Genomic DNA, 21,928 nt, shown 5'->3' on the forward strand with positions numbered 1-21,928 from the left:
CGATCAGGTGACCGGGCCGGTCCACTTCTCGCCCGGGCCCTTGCCGATCGGGTCGGCGATCGGGGACGCCTCACGGAACGCGAGCTGGAGGGTGCGTAGGCCGTCGCGCAGGCTCCGGGCGTGCATGTCGCTGATGTCGGGCGCCCCGGCCGTGACCAGGCCCGCGAGCGCGTTGATGAGCTTGCGCGCCTCGTCGAGGTCGACCTGCGCTCCGGGCTCGTCGGCGAGCCCGCACTTGACGGCGGCCGCGCTCATCAGGTGCACGGCGGCGGTGGTGATGATCTCCACCGCCGGGACCTCCGCGATGTCGCGCGCGGCCTCCACGTCGGAGGCTCCGCCGTCCTCGCCGAATCGTCGCGTGTAGTCGTCGTCGTACTGGGCCATGGGTCCTTCGTTCGTCGTCCGTGGTGGAGGGGCGCGGCCGCCGGAGCAGAGGATCGAGGGGCGGCCGGATCCGGACTGTCGGGCGGGCCGCCGGTCTGCTATGGTTGTCCGGGCTCCGAGGCATGTCCTCGGTTCGAAAGTGGAGATTCTCCCACCCGCGCTTGACCGCTTCACAAGGTTACCGGGTCAGAAGCACTCCGCCCCCGAGGGTCGTCAGACCACCGGAGGCAGGGCTGCGGCTCTCGAGGTCCGCCTCGGGAACCGCGTCACAGGGTGCGAGCGCCGTGCTGCAGGCACGACGTGGACGGGACGATCACCTCTCTCGGGTGCGCTGGAGAAGACTCCGGCAGCGCAGCTGCACTCACCGAGATCAGAGGAGAAACGCAATCAGCGATCCCCGTACCAACGACCGTATCCGCGTCCCCGAGGTCCGCCTCGTGGGTCCCGCAGGAGAACAGGTCGGCGTCGTCAAGATCGAGGTCGCCCTGCGACTCGCGCAGGACGCAGACCTGGACCTGGTCGAGGTCGCCCCCAACTCCAAGCCGCCCGTGGCCAAGATCATGGACTACGGGAAGTTCAAATACGAGCAGGCTCAGAAGCTCAAGGAAGCCCGTCGCAACCAGGCGAACACGATCCTCAAGGAGGTCCGTTTCCGCCTGAAGATCGACAAGCACGACTACGAGACCAAGCGCAAGCGCGCCGAGGGCTTCCTGAAGGCCGGCGACAAGGTCAAGGCGATGATCCTCTTCCGCGGTCGCGAGCAGTCGCGCCCCGAGATGGGCGTCCGCCTGCTCCAGCGCTTCGCGGAGGACGTCGCCGAGTTCGGCCAGGTCGAGTCCACCCCGACCATCGACGGTCGCAACATGGTGATGGTCATCGGCCCGCTGAAGAACAAGTCCGAGGCGAAGGCCGAGGCCAATGCGGTCCGCGCCGCTCGTCGCGAGGCCAACACCCCCGAGGACACGGCCGAGGCCGAGTCCGTCTAGTACTTCGCCGCCCCGGCCTCGGGGCCGGTGGACGCCCCGCTCGCGGGGCACCGGTTTCGCCCCGCCGAGCGCGGAGTGACGTTCACAAGGAGAGAACATGCCCAAGATGAAGACCCACTCGGGTGCCAAGAAGCGCTTCAAGGTGACCGGCTCCGGCAAGGTCATGAAGCAGCAGGCCGGCATGCGTCACAACCTGGAGTCCAAGTCCAGCGTTCGCACGCGCCGCCTCAACCAGGACCAGGTCCTCGCCCCGCAGGACGCCAAGGTCGCCAAGAAGCTTCTCGGTCTGTAGCCCACCGCCGGCGCAGCCCGCTGCGCCGCGTGGTCGCTACTCAGCCGACACGGATCGATAGGAAGAAACAGCAATGGCAAGAGTGAAGAGGGCCGTCAACGCCCACAAGAAGCGTCGCGTCATCCTCGAGCGCGCCTCGGGCTACCGCGGCCAGCGGTCGCGCCTCTACCGCAAGGCGAAGGAGCAGGTCACCCACTCCCTCGTCTACTCGTACCGCGACCGCCGCGCCAAGAAGGGCGAGTTCCGTCGTCTCTGGATCCAGCGCATCAACGCCGCGTCCCGCGCGAACGGCCTGACCTACAACCGCTTCATCCAGGGCCTCGCCCTGGCCGGCGTCCAGGTCGACCGCCGCATCCTCGCGGACCTCGCGATCACCGAGCCGGCCACGTTCGCCTCGCTCGTCGCGACCGCGAAGAGCGCGCTGCCCGCCGACACCTCGGCGCCCAAGGCCGCAGCGTAGTCAGCACGGCTTCCCGGAGGGGGTCGCGACCGAGAGGTCGCGGCCCCCTCCGTCGTTCGCGGGCCCTTCCGCGCCGTGTCTGCGGGGGCGGCGATCACCGCGCCGATAGGCTCGCCGCATGCTCGACAACCCCCGCTCTCCCCGTGTCCGCTCCGTGGCGAAGCTCACCCGCCGCCCGGCCCGGCTCGAGACGGGGCTCTTCCTCCTCGAGGGCCCGCAGGCACTCTCCGAGGCGCTGCAGTACCGCCCGGAGCTGATCGTCGAGTCGTTCGCGACTCCGACCGCTCTGGAGCGCTACCCCGAGATCGTCGCCGCCGCCGCCGAGGCGGAGGTGGAGATCGAGTACGTGACCGAGGACGTCCTCGACGCGATGGCCGACACCGTCACTCCGCAGGGCTTCGTCGCGGTCTGCCGTCAGTTCCCCACGTCGCTCAAGGACGTCGTCGCCTCCGAGCCGCGCCTCGTGGCGGTGCTCGAGGAGGTCCGCGATCCGGGCAACCTCGGCACGATCATCCGTGCCGCCGACGCCGCCGGCGCCGACGCGGTCGTGCTGTCCGGCCGCTCGGTCGACCTTTACAATCCCAAGGTCGTGCGCTCCACGACCGGCTCGCTCTTCCACCTCCCGGTCGCGGTCGGCGCCGACCTCGCCGACGTGCTGGGCCGGCTCCGCGGCGTGGGCCTCCGCTCCGTCGCGGCCGACGTGAAGGGGGAGGACCTGCTCGACGTCCGCGCACGCGGGGACCTCGCCCAGCCGACCGTCTGGGTCTTCGGCAACGAGGCGCGCGGCCTCGAGGACGAGTCGCTCGCCCTCGTCGACGGCGTGGTCGCGGTGCCCATCTACGGGGCGGCGGAGTCGCTCAACCTCGCGACCGCGGCCTCCGTCTGCCTGTACGAGAGCGCCTTCGCGCTGCGTTCCTGAGAGGAACCGGGCCGAGGGTGCCGCGAACCTGGAGAACAGGGTGCGTTGTTACCCTTCGGTTAAGAATTCCCTCATGATTTGACCGGCCCATCCCCGTGTGCTTCTCTGACGGCATGGTCACAGCCCCGCAAGACGAGCGCGCCGCCGCTCCCGCCGGTGAACCCCTCGTCGTCCTCTCCGGGGTGCAGAAGCACTACGGCGACTTCCAGGCTTTGAAGGACATCGATCTGACGGTGCACCGGGGCGAGGTCGTCGTGGTCCTCGGTCCCTCCGGATCCGGCAAGTCGACGCTCTGCCGCACGGTCAACCGGCTCGAGACGATCTCGGGCGGCACCATCACCATCGACGGTCAGAAGCTCCCGGAGGAGGGCAAGGGCCTCGCCGCGCTCCGCGCCGACGTCGGGATGGTCTTCCAGTCGTTCAACCTCTTCGCGCACAAGACGATCCTCGAGAACGTCACCCTCGGCCCGATCAAGGTCCGCGGGCTCTCCCGCAAGGACGCGGAGGCCCAGGCCACGGCACTGCTCGACCGGGTCGGCGTCGGCCACCAGGCCGCCAAGACCCCGGCCCAGCTCTCCGGCGGGCAGCAGCAGCGCGTCGCGATCGCGCGGGCGCTGGCGATGAAGCCCAAGGTGATGCTGTTCGACGAGCCGACCTCGGCGCTCGACCCCGAGATGATCAACGAGGTCCTGGACGTGATGGTCGGGCTCGCCAAGGACGGGATGACGATGATCGTCGTCACCCACGAGATGGGCTTCGCCCGGAAGGCCGCCGATCGCGTCGTGTTCATGGCCGACGGCGAGATCCTCGAGGACACCGACCCTGAGTCGTTCTTCACCGCGCCCCGCACCGACCGGGCCAAGGACTTCCTCTCCAAGCTCATCACGCACTAGAAGGCCGATCAGCAGCCACCAGGCAGGTCGGACCCGTGACCCGGGAGCCGATCCGACATCGCCCGCTCCGGCGGGCCGAACCCCAGGAAGGACGATCATGCGCACCAGGCTCATGTTCATGACCGCGGGACTCGCGGCAGCGACCCTCGCCCTCGCCGGCTGCTCCGGCGATGCCGGAACCGCCGGCGGCGGCGCCGGTGGAGGCTCCGAGGGAGGGACCTCCGCGTACGAGGTCGCCTCCGACGTCACTCTCGAGGGCAGCCCGACCTTCGACGCGATGACCGCGGACGGCAAGGTCGTCATCGGCGTCAAGGAGGATCAGCCCGGGCTGGGCTACCTCGACGCGGCGACCGGCGAGCGCTCCGGCTTCGACATCGAGATCGCCAAGTGGACCGCGGCCTCGCTCGGCTTCGCGGCCGACGCCATCGAGTTCAAGGCGATCCCGTCGGCCAACCGCGAGGCGTCGATCGTGAACGGCGACATCGACTACTACGTCGGCACCTACTCGATCACCGACAAGCGCAAGGAGCAGGTCGGCTTCGCCGGACCCTACTTCGAGACCGGCCAGCAGCTGCTCGTCGCGGCCGACAACGACACGATCACCGGACCGGACGACCTCACCGCCGACACCACCGTGTGCTCGGCCACCGGCTCCACCCCGATCCAGAACATCCGCACCAACTACCCCGAGGTGAAGACCGAGGAGTTCGACACGTACTCGCAGTGCGTGGACGCCCTCTCCGACGGCACCGTCGACGCCGTCACCACCGACGGCGCGATCCTGATCGGCTACGCCGCTCAGAAGCCCGACGAGCTCAAGGTCGTCGGAGAGCCCTTCAGCACCGAGCTCTACGGCATCGGCCTGCCGAAGGACGACGACGCCCTGCGCCACTTCGTCAACGGCATGCTGACCGACGGCGGCGAGACCTGGAGCGCCATCTACGACGAGACGCTCGGCCAGTCCGGCACGACCGTCACCCAGCCGGCGGTGAACGACTACTAGGAGGCGCCCCGGGCGGCCCGACCGCCGCCCGGGGGTCCCCTCTCCTCGACCACCACCACCGCTCCGACAGAAGGGCCAGCCGCATGGATGTCCTGTTGAACAACCTCGACGTCTACGTCCCGGCCTTCGGCAACACCCTGATCCTCTTCAGCGTCTCGCTCGTGTTCGCCCTGCTGATCGGCACGGTGGTCGGCGCGATGCGCGTCTCGCCCGTCCCGATCGCCCGCGCGGTCGGCACGGTGTACGTGAACACCATCCGGAACACCCCGCTCACGCTGGTGATGTTCTTCTTCGCCTTCGGCTACCCCAAGCTCGACCTGCCGCAGGTGGACTACACGAACCTGGCGATCTGCGCCCTCAGCCTCTACACCGCGACCTACGTCGCGGAGGTGCTGCGGTCGGGCATCAACACCGTGCCGATCGGCCAGGCCGAGGCGGCCCGCGCGATCGGCCTCGACTTCGGCCTCACGATGACGCAGGTCGTCCTGCCCCAGGCCTTCCGCTCCGTGATCCCGCCGCTCATGAGCGTCCTGATCGCACTGCTGAAGAACACCACCGTCGCCGCCGGCTTCTCGGTCGCGGAGGCGGGCACCATCGTCCGCGTGCTCAACGAGCGCGGCGAGAACAGCCTCATCGTCGTCCTCTGGGTGGCCCTGGTCTTCGTGGTCCTGGTCACCCTGCTCTCGCTCGTCCAACGTCAGCTCGAGAAGAAGTGGAGGGTCGCCCGATGAGCTCCGTCCTCTTCGACAACCCCGGCCCCCGGGCCGTCGTGCGCAACCGCGTCATCGGCGTCGTCGTCGTCCTGCTGATCGCGGCGTTCCTCGGCTTCGTGGTCTGGCGCTTCGCGGAGTCCGGCCAGTTCGACGCCTCCAAGTGGCGCGCGTTCGGCTACCCGCTGGTCTGGCAGAGCATCGGCGGCGCCCTCGGCCGCACGCTCGCGGCCTTCGCCACGGCGGGCGTCGCCAGCCTCGTCCTCGGCCTCCTCCTGGCGATCGGCCGGCTCTCGGACCGGCGCTGGATCAACGTCCCCGTCACGCTCTTCATCGAGCTGTTCCGGGCGATCCCCGTCCTGATCCTGATGATGCTGATGTACTACGGCCTGCCGTTCGCTGGCCTCAAGCTCAGCCCCTACCTCGCCGTCGTCATCGCCCTGACCCTCTACAACGGCTCCGTCTTCTCCGAGATCTTCCGCGCCGGCATCGAAGCCCTCCCGCGAGGACAGAAGGAGGCGGGCTACGCGATCGGCCTGCGCAAGTCCGGCGTGATGCGGCTCATCCTGTTCCCCCAGGCGATCCGCTCGATGCTGCCCGTGATCATCGCCCAGCTCGTCGTCGCCCTCAAGGACACGGCGCTCGGCTCGATCATCACCTACAACGAGCTGCTGTACTACGCGCGCTACCTGGGCAACCAGTCGAGCCTCGACAGCCCGATCATCCCGGCGGCGATCGTCATCGGAGCGATCTACATCGGCATCTGCCTCCTCCTCTCGGGGCTGGCGAAGTGGATCGAGATCCGCACGAAGAGCGGCGGACGCGGCGGCCGCACCATCGGCGGCCACCCCGCAGCCCGCGCGCAGACGGACACGCAGCTGATCGCTGTGCAGGATTGAACTGTGAGGATCGCCCGAGGGCGATCCTCACCGCGGTCGGCTTCCTGACGGGGTCGGGTTCCGCAGAGCGTCCTGCGTCCGGCTAGGAGGAATCGCTCGCACGCGATTCCTCCGATCGCCTCGAGGGTCCGGCGATCGCTCAGCGCATCGAGCGGTGGTGCTCCGCTCCGGCGTCGTCGACGCGGAGGCGGTGGTGATCGGGGAGTCGCGATCGGTCCGGGCGTCTTCCCGTCCGGCGGCGCCCAGCTTCCTGCCGGTCGAGCAGCCTCCGACCCCGGCGTAGCGAGAACCCGCCCCTGCTGGTCGAGCAGCGCCGGTGGCGGGGCTTCGAGAGCCGTCGGCGCAGACGGGGGCCTGGCCGCGGGCGAGCGCGACGAGCACCGCGCGCGGGCGGCGGGAGGGGGCGGAGGCCCTCGCCTACACTGGGGGATCGTGTCAGACAGCAACCCGATCACCGACGAGGCCGTCTCCGCGGCGGTCGCCGACGCCCTCGCCGCCATCGGCGCGGCGGGCGACTCCACCGCTCTGAAGTCCGCCCGAGCCGCCCACCTCGGCGAGGGGTCCGCCCTCGCCCGCCTCAACGCGCGGATGCGCTCCGTCCCGCCCGAGCACAAGGCGGCGTCCGGCAAGCTCGTCGGCGGTGCCCGCAAGCAGGTGGGCGACGCCTACGCCGCCCGCGAGGCCGAGCTCGTCGAGGCCGAGGACGCGGCCGCGCTCGAGGCCGAGCGCGTGGACGTCACCGCCGGCGCCAGCTTCGTGCGCCGCGGCGCCCGCCACCCCCTCTCTCTGCTCCAGGAGTCGATCGCCGACGTGTTCGTCGGGATGGGCTGGGAGATCGCGGAGGGGCCGGAGCTCGAGAACGAGTGGTTCAACTTCGACGCCCTGAACTTCGACGAGGACCACCCGGCCCGCGCCATGCAGGACACCTTCTTCGTCGACCCCGTCGACTCGCACCTGGTGCTGCGCACGCACACCTCGCCGGTGCAGATCCGCTCGATGCTCGAGCGCCCGCTGCCGCTCTACGTGATCGCTCCCGGACGGGTGTACCGCACCGACGAGCTCGACGCGACGCACACGCCCGTGTTCACGCAGTTCGAGGGTCTCGCCGTCGACCGCGGCCTGACCATGGCGCACCTGCGGGGCACCCTCGAGCACGTCGCGCGGATCCTCTTCGGCGACGACGCGCGCATCCGCCTGCGCCCGAACTACTTCCCCTTCACCGAGCCCAGCGCCGAGCTGGACGTCTGGCACCCGACCTTCGTCGGCGGTGCCCGCTGGATCGAGTGGGGCGGCTGCGGCATGGTCAATCCGAACGTGCTGCGCGCGGCCGGGATCGACCCGGAGGAGTACTCCGGGTTCGCCTTCGGCATGGGGATCGAGCGGACCCTGATGTTCCGCAACGACGTGAAGGACATGCGCGACATGGTCGAGGGCGACGTCCGCTTCAGTGAGCAGTACGGGATGGTGATCTGATGCGCATCCCGCTGAGCTGGCTGGGGGAGTACGTCGACCTCGAGCAGGACGTCACGACGGAGTCCGTGCACGCGGCCCTGGTGTCGGTCGGCCTGGAGGAGGAGGACGTCCACCGGTTCGAGGTGACCGGGCCCGTCGTCGTCGGCGAGGTGCTCGACCTCGCTCCGGAGCCGCAGAAGAACGGCAAGACCATCAACTGGTGCCACGTCCGCGTGGCCCCGGAGGGCGGACGGGCCGCCGACGGCGGAGAGGACGTCCGCGGCATCGTCTGCGGAGCCCACAACTTCGCGGCCGGCGACAAGGTCGTCGTGTCCCTGCCGGGTGCGGTCCTGCCCGGGCCGTTCCCGATCTCCGCGCGGAAGACCTACGGGCACGTGTCCGACGGGATGATCGCCTCGAGCCGCGAGCTCGGCCTCGGGGACGACCACGACGGCATCCTCCGCCTCGCCTCGCTCGGGCTCGACCCGGAGCCGGGCACGGACGCCGTCGCGCTCCTCGGTCTCGACGACGCCGCGGTCGAGGTCAACGTGACGCCCGACCGCGGCTACGCCTTCTCGATCCGCGGCATCGCCCGCGAGTACGCCCACGCCACCGGAGCCGCCTTCCGCGACCCCGCTCAGGCGCTCCCTCCGCACGAGCGCACGGAGACGGCGCCCGTCTTCCCCGTGTCCGTGGCCGACGAGGCGCCGATCCGCGGCCGTGTCGGCGCCTCCGTGTTCGTCACGCGCGTCGTCCGGGGCGTCGACGTCTCACGACCGACGCCGCCGTGGATGCTCGCGCGACTGCGACTGGCCGGCGTCCGCTCGATCTCGCTCGTCGTGGACATCACCAACTACGTGATGTTCGAGCTGGGCCAGCCGCTGCACGGCTACGACCTGGCGACCCTGCAGGGCGGCATCGTGGTGCGCCGCGCCGCACCGGGGGAGACCCTCGAGACGCTCGACGGCCATAGCCGGCGCCTGCACGCGGAGGACCTCGTCATCGCCGACGACGGCGGGGCGATCGGCCTCGCCGGAGTGATGGGGGGCGCGCGCACCGAGATCTCGGACGCCACGTCCGATGTCCTGCTCGAGGCGGCGAACTTCGACCCGGTCTCGATCGCTCGGACGGCTCGCCGGCACAAGCTGCCGAGCGAGGCGTCGCGGCGCTTCGAGCGCGGCGTCGACCCCGAGGTGGCCTCGGTCGCCGCGGCCCGCGCGGTGCAGCTGCTGGTGGAGCTCGCCGGCGGCACGGCGGATGAGCTCGGCTCGGTCCTGGCCGACCCGCGCACGGCGGAGCCGGTCGAGCTGCCGGACGGCTACGTCGCAGGCCTCATCGGGGTGGAGTACACCCCGGCGGAGATCCGCGGCGCGCTCGTCGAGATCGGCGCTTCCGTCGAGGCCGGCGGAGCGGGCCTGCTGGTGACTCCGCCGAGCTGGCGCCCGGACCTCGTCGACCGCGCCTCGCTCGCGGAGGAGGTCGCCCGCATCACCGGGTACGACCGCATCCCGGCGATCCTGCCCGTCGCGCCTCCCGGCCGCGGTCTGACCCCGGGCCAGAGGCTGCGCCGCACCCTCGCCCAGGCGCTCGCCGCCGCGGGTCTGACCGAGGTGCTCTCGTACCCGTTCCTCTCGCGCTCGATCAACGACCGGCTCGGCTCGGTCGACGGGGAGCCGCAGGAGCAGATCACGCTCGCGAACCCGCTCGACGCGACCGCGGGCCAGCTGCGGATCTCGCTGCTGCCGGGTCTCGTGCAGATCGCGGCCCGCAACCGCTCGCGCGGCCTGACGGATCTCGCGGTCTACGAGCTCGGCTCCGTCTTCCTCCCGGCCGCCGGCGGCCCGTTCGGCTCCGGGGCGCTCCCTGCGGGCGGGGCGCGTCCGTCCGCGGAGGTCGAGGCCGAGCTGAACGCGGGCATCCCACCGCAGCCGCGGCACCTCGCGGCGCTGCTCACGGGTGCCGCCGTCGTGCGCCAGCCCGGTGTCGCCGGCCGTGACGTCGACTGGCGCGACGCCCTCGACGTGGTCCGCGAGGTCTCCGCGGCGACCGGCACCGAGCTGGTGCTGCGCCAGGGGGCCCACGCCGCGCTGCACCCGGGCCGCACCGCCGAGGTCGTTCTCGACGGCGCGGTCATCGGGCACGCGGGGGAGCTGCTCCCGGCGCTCGCCGAGGAGCTCGACCTGCCGCGCCGCGTCGCCGTGGTCGAGCTCGACCTGGAGCCGCTGCTCGCGCGGGCCGGGAGGGTCGTCGTGGCCCGCCCGGTGGGCGCGCTGCCCGCCGCGACCCAGGACCTCTCGCTCGTCGTGCCGGTCGGCACCGCGGCGGCTGACGTGCGCGCCGCCGTCGCCGAGGGGGCGGGCGAGCTGCTCGAGGCGATCCGCCTGGTCGACGACTACCGCGGCACCGGGCTCGCCGAGGGGACGAAGTCGCTGACCTTCGCGCTGCGCTTCCGCGCGCCGGACCGCACGCTCACCGCGGCCGAGGCGACGGCCGCGAAGGAGAACGGCGTGGCCGTGGCGGCGGAGCGCTTCGGCGCCCGACTCCGCGAGTGAGGCCGGGGGTCCCGTCCGGTTCGGCCGGGCGGGGCCCCGCACCCGCACCGGCTAGGCTCTCGGGCATGACTTTCTCCGTGGCGGTGGCCGGTGCGAGCGGCTACGCGGGCGGCGAGCTGCTGCGACTGCTCGCCGACCACCCCGAGTTCGAGGTGCGCACGGTGACGGCGCACGCCAACGCGGGTCAGCCCCTCGTCGCCGTGCACCCGCACCTCCGCTCGCTCCGCGACCTCGTCCTCGTCGACACGACGACCGGGAACCTCGCCGGGCACGACGTCGTCTTCCTCGCCCTCCCGCACGGGAAGTCGGGCGAGATCACCGCGACCTTCCCCGAGGACGTCCTCGTCGTCGACTGCGGCGCCGACCACCGGTTGACCGACCCGCAGGACTGGGCCGACTTCTACGGGGGCGACTTCGCCGGGGCCTGGCCCTACGGGCTCCCGGAGCTGCTGATCGGCGGCGGCGGACGCAAGCAGCGCGAGGCGCTCGCCGGAGTGCGGCGCATCGCCGTCCCCGGCTGCAACGTCACGGCGATCACGCTCGGCCTGGCCCCCGGCCTGCACGCCGGAGTGATCGAGTCGTCGGACCTCGTCGCGGTCCTCGCCGTCGGCCCCTCGGGTGCGGGCAAGAGCCTGCGGACCGACCTCCTCGCCAGCGAGCTCCTCGGCTCCGCGCACGCCTACGGCCTCGGCGGAGCGCACCGTCACAATCCCGAGATCCGGCAGAACCTCCTGCTCGCCGGAGCCGGACCCGTCTCGATCTCGTTCACGCCGGTCCTCGTGCCGATGTCCCGGGGCATCCTGGCGACCTCGACCGCGCGCCTCGCCCCCGGCGTCTCGGCGCAGGACGTGCGCGCCGCGTGGGAGACCGCCTACGGCGACGAGACCTTCGTCCAGCTGCTCCCGGAGGGCTCCTTCCCCCGGACGGCCGACGTGGTGGGGGCGAACACCGCTCTGATCGGACTCGCCGTGGACGAGCGGGCCCGCCGCGTCGTGGTCGTCTCGGCCATCGACAACCTGGTCAAGGGCACCGCGGGTGCGGCCGTCCAGTCCACCAACATCGCCCTGGGACTCCCGGAGTCCCTCGGCCTGAGCGTGAACGGAGTCGCGCCGTGAGCGTCACCGCAGCAGCAGGGTTCCGGGCGGCCGGAGTCGTCGCCGGGCTGAAGTCGACCGGAGCGCGCGACGTCGCGCTCGTGCAGAACCTCGGCCCGCTGCAGAGCGCTGCCGCGGTCTTCACGAGCAACCGCTGCAAGGCGAACCCCGTCCTCTGGAGCGAGCAGGTGATGCGCGACGGCGTCGTCTCGGCGATCGTCCTCAACTCCGGCGGCGCCAACTGCTACACGGGTGCTCAGGGCTTCCAGGTCACCCACCGCACCGCGGAGCTCGTGGGCGAGAGCCTCAAGGTGTCCGCCGGCGACGTGCTGGTGTGCTCCACCGGGCTGATCGGCGACCAGCTCGACCTCGCGAAGCTCACCACCGGCGTGACCGGCGCCTCCGCCGAGCTCGCCGGGGGACCCGAGGCGGGCGAGGCGGCCGCCCGCGCGATCATGACCACCGACACGGTCCCGAAGCAGGCGGTGGTCCGCTCCGAGCAGGGCTGGAGCATCGGCGGCATGGCCAAGGGCGCCGGAATGCTCGCGCCGGGTCTGGCGACGATGCTGGTCGTGATCACGACTGACGCGGCCCTCGAGTCCGCCGCTCTCGACACCGCCCTGCGTGCCGCGACCCGCGTCACCTTCGACCGCCTCGACTCGGACGGCTGCATGTCGACGAACGACACCGTCGCACTGCTCGCGAGCGGCGCCAGCGGCGTCGAGGCCGACGCCGACGAGTTCACCGCGGCCCTGACCGCGGTCTGCCGCGACCTCACCCTGCAGCTGCAGGCCGACGCGGAGGGCGCCGCCCACGACGTCGCGATCCGCGTGCTGAACGCCGCGACCGAGGACGAGGCCGTGGTCGTCGCCCGCGCCGTCTCCCGCAGCAACCTGTTCAAGGCCGCGATCTTCGGCAAGGATCCCAACTGGGGCCGCGTCCTCGCCGCCGTGGGCACGACCGATGCGCAGTTCGACCCGTACGGCATCGACGTCGCGATGAACGGGGTGCAGGTCTGCCTCGCGGGCGAGCCGCACGAGAGCCGCGACCTCGTCGACCTCGCCCCTCGGGAGGTCGCCGTCGACATCGACCTGCACGCCGGCGACGCGACGGCCACGATCTGGACCAACGACCTCACGCACGACTACGTGCACGAGAACTCCGCGTACTCGAGCTGAGGCGGCCATGAGCGACGACACCACTCTCTCGGCCGAGAGCCGCGCCGAGCGCGACGCCGCGCCCGGGAAGGCCGCGACGCTCATCGAGTCGCTGCCCTGGCTGCAGAGCTTCCACGGGCGCACGATGGTGATCAAGCTCGGCGGCAACGCGATGGTGTCGGAGGAGCTGCAGCGCTCTTTCGCCCAGGACATGGTCTACCTGCGCTACGCCGGGATCCGCCCCGTGGTCGTCCACGGCGGCGGGCCCCAGATCTCGCGGATGCTCGACCGGCTCGGGATCGAGAGCGAGTTCCGGGGCGGCTACCGGGTCACGAGCCCCGAGGCGATGGAGGTGGTGCGGATGGTGCTCACCGGCAGCATCAGCCGCGACATCGTCCGCCGGATCAACGAGCACGGCCCCCTCGCCGCCGGCATCTCCGGTGAGGACGCGGGCCTCTTCGTCGGCCGCCGCCGCGGTGTCGTGCTCGACGGCGAGGAGCACGACCTCGGACTCGTCGGAGACGTGATCGCTGTGGACCCCGCCGCCGTCCTCGCTCAGCTCGAGGCCGGCCGGATCCCGGTCGTGTCCTCGATCGCCCCCGATTCGGACGACCCCACGCAGTCGCTGAACGTCAACGCCGACGCCGCCGCCGCCGCGCTGGCCGTCGCGCTCGGCGCCGAGAAGCTCGTCGTCCTCACCGACGTGGCCGGCCTCTACTCCGACTGGCCCGACCGCGAGTCGCTCGTCTCGCACATCCGCTCGGACGACCTCGCGGCTCTGCTGCCCTCGCTCGAATCGGGCATGATCCCCAAGATGACCGCCTGCCTCGACGCCGTGCGCGGGGGAGTGCCCAAGGCCGCCATCATCGACGGCCGCATCCCGCACTCGATCCTGCTCGAGGTGTTCACCTCGGAGGGCATCGGCACCGAGGTCGTCGCCTCGCTCGACCCCCGCGACCGGGAGCGAATGTCGGGCCGCTGATCCTCAGCGGCCCCGGCTCCGAGCGCCCGTCCCGTCCGGGACGCGCGCACCGTCGGCCCTCGCGGCCGGACCGCTCCGATCGAAAGGCCACCATGTCCACCCCCACGACCGCGTCCCGCACCGGCTCGGCGCGCGACCGCTACTCCGCCGCGATGATGCAGACCTTCGCGCCGCCGCTCGCCGTGCTCGAGCGCGGCGAGGGCTGCCGGGTCTGGGACGTCGACGGGCGGGAGTACCTCGACTTCCTCGGCGGCATCGCCGTCAACTCGCTCGGCCATGCGCATCCCGTGTTCGTCGAGGCCGTGACGCGCCAGGCCGGTGCGCTCGCCCACGTCTCCAACTACTTCGCGACCGCCCCGCAGATCGAGCTCGCCGAGACCCTGCGCCGCCTCACCGGGGCCGGGGAGACGGGCCGCGTCTACTTCGCCAACTCGGGCACCGAGGCCAACGAGGCGGCCTTCAAGCTGGCGCGGCTGAACGCGGCCGGCGGCCGGCACCGCGTCCTGGCGCTGCAGAACGCGTTCCACGGGCGGACGATGGGCGCGCTCGCTCTGACCGGCAAGGCGGCCATGCGCGCGCCGTTCGAGCCGATGCCGGGAGGGGTCGAGCACCTCGAGGCGAGCATCGAGGCCCTCGAGGCGGCTCTCGACGAGTCCGTCGCCGCGCTGATCGTCGAGCCCATCCAGGGGGAGGCGGGCGTCATCCCGCTGCCGGCCGGCTACCTCGAGCGCGCGCGGGAGCTGACCCGCGAGCACGGCGCGCTGCTCATCGTCGACGAGATCCAGACCGGGGTCGGGCGGACCGGACGCTGGTTCGCCTACCAGGAGGCGGGAATCCTGCCCGACGCCGTCACCCTGGCCAAGGGGCTCGGCGGAGGCTTCCCCGTCGGAGCGCTGGTGACCTTCGGCGAGGCGTCCGACCTCCTGCAGAAGGGCCACCACGGCAGCACCTTCGGCGGCAATCCGCTCGCGACCGCCGTGGCCGGAGCCGTGCTCGCCGAGATCGAGCGCGCCGACCTTCTCGGCAACGCGCGGGAGCGCGGGGCGCAGATCGTCGACGCGCTGACCGCTCTCGACTCGCCCCTGATCGGAGGGGTCCGCGGCGCGGGCCTCCTCCTGGGCATCGCCCTGACCCGGCCGGTCGCCGCCGAGCTCGCCGCCGCCTGCCTCGACGCCGGCCTGATCGTGAACGCGGCGAACGACTCGAGCATCCGGCTCGCGCCTCCGCTCGTGGTGACCGCCGCCGACGTCGCCGAGTTCGCCGAGCGCTTCGGCCGCGCACTGCAGACCCTCTGACCCCGTACCTCCACCGAAAGCGACCAGCACCGTGACCCGCCACTTCCTCCGCGACGACGACATCACTCCCGCCGAGCAGGCCGAGATCCTCGACCTCGCCCTCGAGCTCAAGCGCGACCGCTTCTCCCGGAAGCCCCTCGCCGGGCCGCAGACCGTCGCCGTGATCTTCGACAAGTCCTCCACGCGCACCCGTGTCTCCTTCGCGGTCGGCATCGCCGATCTCGGCGGCAGCCCCCTGATCATCTCGACCGCGAGCAGCCAGCTCGGCGGCAAGGAGACCGCCTCCGACACGGCGCGGGTCCTGGAGCGCCAGGTCGCCGCCATCGTGTGGCGCACCTACGCGCAGTCGGGCCTGGAGGAGATGGCGCGCAGCACGCGCGTGCCGGTCGTCAACGCGCTCTCGGACGAGTTCCACCCGTGCCAGCTCCTCGCCGACCTGCTGACCATCCGCGAGCACCGCGGTCACCTCGCGGGACTCACGCTCACGTTCTTCGGCGACGGAGCGAGCAACATGGCGCACTCGTACCTCCTGGCGGGGGCCACGGCCGGCATGCACGTCCGCATCGTCTCCCCGGAGTCGTACTCGCCGGACGCGGCGGTCCTGGCCGATGCGCAGCGCATCGCCGCGACCACAGGCGGATCGGCGATCACCACGACCGACCCCGACGAGGGCGCGGCCGGCTCCGACATCGTGATTACGGACACGTGGGTGTCGATGGGCAAGGAGGACGAGAAGGCGGCGCGCGTCGCGACCTTCGGCACCTACCGGGTCGACGCGGCCACGATGACCGCCGCCGCTCCCGATGCGCTGTTCCTGCACTGCCTGCCCGCGGATCGCGGCTACGAGGTGACCGCCGACGTGATCGACGGCCCGCAGAGCGTGATCTGGGACGAGGCGGAGAACCGCCTGCACGCGCAGAAGGCCCTGCTCGTGTGGCTCCTGGAGCGCGCCGGCACCGCCGACGCCGCTCAGTAGACTCGACAGCCGAACCCGAGGAGAACCATGACGGAACGACCCTCCGCCCGCGCGGGCGAGGCCGGAGCCCTCTGGGGCGGCCGCTTCGCCGGCGGCCCCTCGCCCGAGCTCGCCGCGCTCTCGAGGTCGACCCACTTCGACTGGCAGCTCGCCCCCTACGACCTCGCCGGCTCCCGCGCCCACGCCCGGGCGCTCGCCGGAGCGGGCTACCTCGACGACGCCGAGCTCACCGCGATGCTCGCGGCGCTCGACCGGCTCGAGGCTGCCGTCGCCGACGGGAGCTTCACCGCCGACGAATCCGACGAGGACGTGCACGGCGCCCTCGAGCGCGGCCTGATGCTCGAAGCCGGTCCCGAGCTCGGCGGCAAGCTCCGCGCGGGGCGCTCGCGCAACGACCAGATCGCCACCTTCGTCCGGATGTACCTCCGCGACCACGCGGCGCTCGTCTCGGAGCTGGTGGTGCAGCTCATCGACGCCCTCGCCGCGCAGGCGTCGGCGCACCCGACGGCGATCATGCCCGGGCGCACACACCTCCAGCACGCTCAGCCCGTGCTCCTCGCGCACCACCTGCTCGCCCATGGCTGGGCGCTGCTGCGCGATCTGGAGCGCCTGCGGGACTGGGCCGTCCGGGCGGACGTCTCGCCCTACGGCTCGGGCGCCCTCGCCGGCTCGACCCTCGGCCTCGACGCCGAGGCGGTCGCCCGCGATCTCGGCTTCGCGTCGAGCGTGCCGAACTCGATCGACGGGACGGCCAGCCGCGACCTCGTCGCCGAGTTCGCCTTCGTCACCGCCATGATCGGGATCGACGTCTCGCGCATCGCGGAGGAGGTCATCCTCTGGAACACGCGGGAGTTCGCCTTCGTCACGCTCGACGACGGCTACTCGACCGGGTCCTCGATCATGCCGCAGAAGAAGAACCCCGACATCGCCGAGCTCGCCCGGGGGAAGTCCGGCCGCTTGATCGGCAACCTCACCGGGCTGCTCGCGACCCTCAAGGCCCTGCCGCTCGCCTACAACCGCGACCTGCAGGAGGACAAGGAGCCGGTCTTCGACTCGGTGACGACCCTCGAGGTCCTGCTGCCCGCGTTCAGCGGCATGATCGCGACCCTCACCTTCCACACCGACCGGATGGCGGAGCTCGCGCCCCAGGGCTTCTCCCTCGCGACCGACGTGGCCGAGTGGCTCGTGAAGAAGCACGTGCCCTTCCGGGACGCCCACGAGATCACCGGCGAGCTGGTCAAGCTCGCGGAGTCGCAGGGGAGGGGGCTCGAGGATCTCGACGACGCCGCGCTCGCCTCGGTGTCGCCGCTGCTCACTCCAGACGTGCGGTCGGTCCTCAGCATCGAGGGATCGGTGGCGAGCCGGGACGGTGTCGGCGGCACGGCTCCCGACCGCGTCGCGGAGCAGCTCGCCCGGCTGACCGAGCGCGTCCGGGTCGTGCGCGGATCCCTCCGAGGGGAACGCCCGTGACTCTTCGAGGAGCGCCGGGCGACGACGGCCGTCCGCCGCTGCGCCCCTGGCAGCAGCGGACTCTGGTGCTCGTCGCCGCAGTCGTCATCGTCGCGGTGATCGTGATCACCCTCGTGTCGGGCCAGAGCTTCTTCTGAGCGCCGACCTCCCCGATCTCTCGCGCTCGGCCCTCGAGGTGGCACCGGAGCTGCTCGGCCGCGTCCTCCTGCACCGCACGCCGGAGGGCGTGGTCGGCGTCCGGCTGACCGAGGTCGAGGCGTACCTCGGAACCGGTGAGGATCCGGGCTCGCATGCGCACCGCGGACCGACACCCCGGACGGCTCCCATGTTCGGTCCGCCCGGGTCCGTGTACGCGTACTTCACGTACGGGATGCACACCTGCGTGAACATCGTCTGCTCCCCGGCGGGCGCGGCGTCGGCGGTGCTGCTGCGCGCCGGCGAGGTCGTATCGGGGGAGGATCTCGCGATGATCCGGCGCGGACCCGTTCGCAGCCGGGATCTGGCCCGCGGACCCGCACGGCTGGCGAAGGCCCTCGGAGTCCGTCTCACCGAGTCGGGCGACCCGCTCGAGGCGGCGTTCGAGCTGCTGCCGGGGGAGAGGCCGTCCTCCGTGGCGGCGGGCCCGCGCACCGGAGTCTCGGGCCCGGGCGGCGGGGACGACTTCCCGTGGCGCTTCAGCATCCCGGCCGACCCCACCGTCTCGCCCTACCGGAGAGCAGTGCCCCGGCGGCGGCCCGGAGCTCAGCCCGCGAGGTAGAGCCGGGCGAGAACGCCGAGAGCCGCCGCCCAGGCGAGGCTCGCCAGCGTGCCGATGATGAACCGCTCGCGCGCTTCCGGGGAGGCGAGCTCGCTGAAGCGGCCGACGCCCTTGATCGCCACCACGACCGCGATCCCCTCGGGGAGACCGCTCATCAGCGCGCCGGCCGTCGCGATCCGCTCGAGGACCCCGATCGTCGTCCCCCCGCGCAGCACCTCGATCGCCTGGCCGATCGCCGAGGGCGCGCTCCCGGCGGCGGGGCGGGAGGTTCCGGCGACCATGATGCCGCCGTGGCTGCCGCTGCGGGAGTCGGCCGTCGCGAGCCGGAGGGTGAGCAGCACGACCGGCCCGCCGCCCGCGATCGCCAGCGCGAAGGCCAGCACCGCCACCAGGACGGAGTGGATCGGGGGCGCGGACGGTCCGGCGACCGCCGTGAGCAGGAAGGCGGCGGCCGCCGCCACGAGGGGGATCCAGGCGAGCTGCGGACGGCGAAGGCGCACGGCGAGCACCGCACCGGCGAGTCCGGCGAGCAGCACGAGCACCACGCCCGTCCACGAGGCGGACTGCAGCGCGGAGGCGAGGAGCAGGGCGGGGGATCCGGGGGGTGCCGTCATCGGGGTGTCCTCTCGTCGGTGGGGTCGAGCGTACGGTCGACCACTGTCAGCAGGCGCGCGAGCGCGTCACGGGCGGGAGCGTCGACTCGAGCACTCGCCGCGCGGACCCGGAGGCTGACCGCCTGCGGGCTGACGGCGAGGCGCTCGGCCGCATCCTTCTGGGAGAGGCCGCTCTCGAGCAGGTCGACGATCTGCCAGCCGGCCTCGGAGCGCGCGTCGCGCAGCAGGAGGAGCGGATCGATCAGCGCCTGGACGTCCGCCGGTGCCGGCGCCGCCGTTCCCGGTGCGTCCGGATCGAGGGAGAAGCGCGTCGGCCGGCCCTTCGCCGCCTCGACCGCCCGGCGCGCCGCGAAGTACGCCTCCCCGGTCGCCGCTCTCGTGGTCGCGGGGAGTGGCCGGTCGACGGGGCCGATCCCGAGGCCGATGCTCCAGTGGCCGGTCCGGTGCAGCTCGAGCACGAGCGCGACGACGGCATCGGCCCGGTCGAGCACGCACTGGAACTCGTCGCCCGCCGTCCGCTCCGGGGGCAGGACGAACGTCGTCCGACCGTCGTCGATCAGGCTCGCGATCGCCTGGTCCACGCGGTCGTGGTCGTGCCTGCTGTCGCGCTGATCCGCGGTGACGACGAACATCGGACCTCCCCGATCAAGTATCCTCACTTGATCGCCCGAGATCAAGCCTGTGCGCTTGATTAGTGGAGACCGGCTTCTTCCCGCCACGGTAGCCTGGTCGGGTGATCGACCAGCACCTCTCCGGGTCCGCGACGAGCCCGCAGCTCGACCCCGCCTTCGACTCCGTGTGGGACGAGCTGGTCTGGCGAGGCTCGGTGCACGTGTCGACCGACGCCGGAACGCTGCGCGAGCTGCTGTCGGGGGAGCCGATCACCTACTACTGCGGGTTCGACCCGACCGCGCCCAGCCTCCACCTCGGGAACCTGGTGCAGCTGATCGTCATGCGCCGGCTCCAGCTGGCTGGGCATCGGCCGCTCGGGCTCGTCGGCGGCTCGACCGGGCTGATCGGGGATCCGCGTCCGACGGCCGAGCGGACGCTGAACTCGCGCGAGACGGTGACGGCGTGGGTCGAGCGCCTCCAGGCGCAGGTGTCCCGGTTCGTTCCCGCGGGCGGCGACAACGGGCTGCGCCTGGTCAACAACCTCGACTGGACCGCTCCGCTGTCGGCGATCGACTTCCTGCGGGAGATCGGGAAGCACTTCCGCGTGGGGACGATGCTCAAGAAGGACGCGGTCAGCGCCCGCCTCAACTCCGACGCGGGGATCAGCTACACCGAGTTCAGCTACCAGATCCTGCAGGGACTCGACTACCTGGAGCTCTACCGGCAGTACGGGTGCGTCCTGCAGACCGGCGGCAGCGACCAGTGGGGCAACCTGACGAGCGGGACCGACCTGATCCACCGCACGGAGGGCGTGTCGGTCCACGCGATCGGCACACCCCTGGTGATGAACTCCGACGGCACCAAGTTCGGCAAGAGCGAGGGCAACGCCGTCTGGCTCGACTCCGAGCTCACCAGCCCGTACGCGTTCTACCAGTTCTGGGTCAACACGGACGACCGTGACGTCGCCGACCGCCTGCGGATCTTCACCTTCCTGCCGCGCACGGAGATCGAGCGCCTGGAGAAGGCCGCCGCCGACGAGCCGTTCCGCCGGGAGGCGCAGCGCGCGCTCGCCTGGGAGGTCACGTCGCTGGTGCACGGAGCGGAGGCGACGCGCTCGGTGATCGACGCCTCGGCCGCGCTCTTCGGCAAGGGCTCGCTCGAGGGGATCGACCCGGTCATCCTCCGCGGCGCGCTCGAGGCGGTGCCCTCGATGGAGGCGACCCCGGAGACGCCGGCGCTGCAGGCGTTCGTCGAGACCGGACTCGTCGCCAGCACGGGGGAGGCGCGGCGGGCTCTCGCCCAGGGCGGGCTCTCGGTGAACAACACCGCCCTCCCGTCCGAGACCGTCACGCTCGGCGAGCTCCCGTTGATCGACGGGATCGCCGTCCTCCGTCGCGGCAAGAAGAGCTTCGCCGGGGCCTTCGTCCGCTGACCGCGTGCCCGCTCTCCTCGAGCGGACGCGGACGATGACGGCGTCGGCGGTCTCATTAACACGGTGTCCCGTGTCCGGTGTCCGGTAGCCGGTAGCCGGTAGCCGGTAGCCGGTAGCCGGTAGCCGGTAGCCGGTAGCCGGTAGCCGGTAGCCGGTAGCCGGTAGCCGGTGTCGGGTACCGAGTCGGACACTCAGCGACGCACGGCCCCTGAATCGCGACACGCCCGGGACGCAGGCGATTTGCCGCTCGGCCGAGGCCCGACGTAATGTAACTCCTCGTCACCCCAAAGGAGCGGCAAGCGGGAGTCAGGCGCAGAGCGTCGAGACCAGCTGGCCCACCTCAAGCGGGGACCATCCCCTCGCTCCCAGGCCTGTTAGAGATTCGTCTCTTGAAGACTGCGGGATCGCGAGCGTAAGATGCAAAGCCTCCACGGGACACGGTCCCGGCTTCGTTGCAAGGCCTCACGGCCGAGCCCGGTGCAGCGGTGCGGTCCTCGATCGTGCAGCGAACACCACGAAGAAGCCGGACTTGACACGGCCTGCGGATGTGCTAAGTTAGTCGAGTTGCCACGGAGGCGATCGGGACTTCGGTTCTGACAAGCCTAACCGGTCTCGGCAAGCAAGACAAATTGAGTGGCTCACGCCCTCGTACAGCAAACTTCGATCACTTTCGTTGTGAAGCACCGTTCTGGTGTGGAGGCGGGATGTGTCCGATTCTTGAGAACTCAACAGCGTGCACTATGTTCAATGCCAATTTTATACCCCGGCCTTGATCTTCGGATCGGGTTGGGATTCCTTTGGAAATTGATGTCAGCTTCCGGCTTTCGGGTCGGAGAGATGTCTTATTTGCTAGAGGTCAAACTTGACTCTCCTTCTCTTCGGGGTTGGGGGTCGTAATTTTTTTACGGAGAGTTTGATCCTGGCTCAGGACGAACGCTGGCGGCGTGCTTAACACATGCAAGTCGAACGATGAAGCCCAGCTTGCTGGG

Annotated in this window: 22 protein-coding genes and 1 rRNA gene; 20 read left to right on the forward strand and 3 right to left on the reverse strand. The window is 71.4% G+C overall.

The window, feature by feature from the left end; translation table 11 throughout:
- Window positions 1-3: 3 nt before the first annotated feature.
- Window positions 4-384 (reverse strand): DUF1844 domain-containing protein, encoded by a 381-nt coding sequence (locus tag C5C53_RS06325; RefSeq protein WP_104313470.1) that lies wholly within the window; start codon window positions 382-384, stop codon window positions 4-6.
- Between the two features lie 437 nt (window positions 385-821).
- Between C5C53_RS06325 and infC the strand changes: the two genes are divergently transcribed.
- The 18 genes from infC (at window position 822) to C5C53_RS06410 (ending at window position 18,281) form a co-directional block, all read left to right on the forward strand.
- Window positions 822-1,370: a translation initiation factor IF-3 gene (gene infC, locus C5C53_RS06330; protein ID WP_374952931.1), complete on the forward strand. Its 549-nt coding sequence runs from the start codon at window positions 822-824 to the stop codon at window positions 1,368-1,370.
- A 97-nt stretch (window positions 1,371-1,467) separates the two neighbouring features.
- Window positions 1,468-1,662, forward strand: coding sequence for a 50S ribosomal protein L35 (gene rpmI, locus C5C53_RS06335; RefSeq protein WP_055793295.1), 195 nt, complete (start codon window positions 1,468-1,470; stop codon window positions 1,660-1,662).
- A 73-nt stretch (window positions 1,663-1,735) separates the two neighbouring features.
- A complete protein-coding gene (gene rplT / locus C5C53_RS06340) occupies window positions 1,736-2,122 on the forward strand; it encodes a 50S ribosomal protein L20 (RefSeq protein WP_104224487.1) in 387 nt (128 codons plus the stop codon).
- Between the two features lie 118 nt (window positions 2,123-2,240).
- The gene (locus C5C53_RS06345; protein ID WP_104267099.1) at window positions 2,241-3,041 is read left to right on the forward strand and encodes an RNA methyltransferase; all 801 of its coding nucleotides are present in this window, start codon (window positions 2,241-2,243) and stop codon (window positions 3,039-3,041) included.
- 113 nt (window positions 3,042-3,154) lie between these two features.
- Complete coding sequence (locus C5C53_RS06350; RefSeq protein ID WP_104224489.1) at window positions 3,155-3,934, forward strand: amino acid ABC transporter ATP-binding protein; 780 nt, start codon at window positions 3,155-3,157, stop codon at window positions 3,932-3,934.
- A gap of 97 nt (window positions 3,935-4,031) precedes the next feature.
- Window positions 4,032-4,937 carry a glutamate ABC transporter substrate-binding protein gene (locus C5C53_RS06355; protein ID WP_104267100.1) on the forward strand — a complete coding sequence of 302 codons (906 nt, stop codon included), beginning with the start codon at window positions 4,032-4,034 and terminating at the stop codon, window positions 4,935-4,937.
- A gap of 83 nt (window positions 4,938-5,020) precedes the next feature.
- A complete protein-coding gene (locus C5C53_RS06360; protein WP_104224491.1) occupies window positions 5,021-5,668 on the forward strand; it encodes an amino acid ABC transporter permease in 648 nt (215 codons plus the stop codon).
- Window positions 5,665-6,546 (forward strand): amino acid ABC transporter permease, encoded by an 882-nt coding sequence (locus C5C53_RS06365; RefSeq protein ID WP_104224492.1) that lies wholly within the window; start codon window positions 5,665-5,667, stop codon window positions 6,544-6,546. The genes C5C53_RS06360 and C5C53_RS06365 overlap by 4 nt, the downstream gene beginning before the upstream one ends.
- A gap of 432 nt (window positions 6,547-6,978) precedes the next feature.
- Window positions 6,979-8,019, forward strand: coding sequence for a phenylalanine--tRNA ligase subunit alpha (gene pheS / locus C5C53_RS06370; protein WP_104267101.1), 1,041 nt, complete (start codon window positions 6,979-6,981; stop codon window positions 8,017-8,019).
- Window positions 8,019-10,550 carry a phenylalanine--tRNA ligase subunit beta gene (gene pheT / locus C5C53_RS06375; protein WP_104267102.1) on the forward strand — a complete coding sequence of 844 codons (2,532 nt, stop codon included), beginning with the start codon at window positions 8,019-8,021 and terminating at the stop codon, window positions 10,548-10,550. Before pheS ends, pheT begins: the two co-directional genes overlap by 1 nt.
- A gap of 65 nt (window positions 10,551-10,615) precedes the next feature.
- Window positions 10,616-11,665: an N-acetyl-gamma-glutamyl-phosphate reductase gene (argC, locus tag C5C53_RS06380; protein ID WP_104267103.1), complete on the forward strand. Its 1,050-nt coding sequence runs from the start codon at window positions 10,616-10,618 to the stop codon at window positions 11,663-11,665.
- The gene (gene argJ, locus C5C53_RS06385; protein WP_104267104.1) at window positions 11,662-12,822 is read left to right on the forward strand and encodes a bifunctional glutamate N-acetyltransferase/amino-acid acetyltransferase ArgJ; all 1,161 of its coding nucleotides are present in this window, start codon (window positions 11,662-11,664) and stop codon (window positions 12,820-12,822) included. Before argC ends, argJ begins: the two co-directional genes overlap by 4 nt.
- A gap of 7 nt (window positions 12,823-12,829) precedes the next feature.
- The gene (gene argB / locus C5C53_RS06390; protein WP_104267105.1) at window positions 12,830-13,783 is read left to right on the forward strand and encodes an acetylglutamate kinase; all 954 of its coding nucleotides are present in this window, start codon (window positions 12,830-12,832) and stop codon (window positions 13,781-13,783) included.
- Window positions 13,784-13,875: 92 nt separating this feature from the next.
- Window positions 13,876-15,078 (forward strand): acetylornithine transaminase, encoded by a 1,203-nt coding sequence (locus C5C53_RS06395; RefSeq protein WP_104267106.1) that lies wholly within the window; start codon window positions 13,876-13,878, stop codon window positions 15,076-15,078.
- A gap of 31 nt (window positions 15,079-15,109) precedes the next feature.
- The gene (gene argF, locus C5C53_RS06400; RefSeq protein ID WP_104267107.1) at window positions 15,110-16,054 is read left to right on the forward strand and encodes an ornithine carbamoyltransferase; all 945 of its coding nucleotides are present in this window, start codon (window positions 15,110-15,112) and stop codon (window positions 16,052-16,054) included.
- A gap of 27 nt (window positions 16,055-16,081) precedes the next feature.
- A complete protein-coding gene (gene argH, locus C5C53_RS06405; RefSeq protein WP_104267108.1) occupies window positions 16,082-17,524 on the forward strand; it encodes an argininosuccinate lyase in 1,443 nt (480 codons plus the stop codon).
- Window positions 17,521-17,661 (forward strand): hypothetical protein, encoded by a 141-nt coding sequence (locus C5C53_RS17060; protein ID WP_160034127.1) that lies wholly within the window; start codon window positions 17,521-17,523, stop codon window positions 17,659-17,661. Before argH ends, C5C53_RS17060 begins: the two co-directional genes overlap by 4 nt.
- Entirely contained in the window at window positions 17,658-18,281 is a 624-nt protein-coding gene (locus C5C53_RS06410; protein ID WP_104267109.1) for a DNA-3-methyladenine glycosylase, read from the forward strand. Before C5C53_RS17060 ends, C5C53_RS06410 begins: the two co-directional genes overlap by 4 nt.
- Here the strand turns inward: C5C53_RS06410 and C5C53_RS06415 are convergent.
- Complete coding sequence (locus tag C5C53_RS06415; RefSeq protein WP_258075381.1) at window positions 18,266-18,895, reverse strand: hypothetical protein; 630 nt, start codon at window positions 18,893-18,895, stop codon at window positions 18,266-18,268. The genes C5C53_RS06410 and C5C53_RS06415 overlap by 16 nt on opposite strands.
- On the reverse strand, window positions 18,892-19,527 hold the full coding sequence (locus C5C53_RS06420; protein WP_104267110.1) for a DNA-binding protein: 636 nt from the start codon (window positions 19,525-19,527) through the stop codon (window positions 18,892-18,894). Before C5C53_RS06420 ends, C5C53_RS06415 begins: the two co-directional genes overlap by 4 nt.
- A gap of 101 nt (window positions 19,528-19,628) precedes the next feature.
- On the opposite strand from C5C53_RS06420, the gene tyrS reads away from it, so the two are divergent.
- Together tyrS and C5C53_RS06430 are read left to right on the forward strand one after the other, a co-directional pair.
- Entirely contained in the window at window positions 19,629-20,939 is a 1,311-nt protein-coding gene (tyrS, locus tag C5C53_RS06425) for a tyrosine--tRNA ligase (protein ID WP_104267111.1), read from the forward strand.
- A gap of 901 nt (window positions 20,940-21,840) precedes the next feature.
- A 16S ribosomal RNA gene (locus tag C5C53_RS06430) occupies window positions 21,841-21,928 on the forward strand; the annotation flags it as partial.

It is taken from the genome of Rathayibacter sp. AY1E3 (genome assembly GCF_002932235.1).
Lineage (GTDB): Bacteria > Actinomycetota > Actinomycetes > Actinomycetales > Microbacteriaceae > Rathayibacter.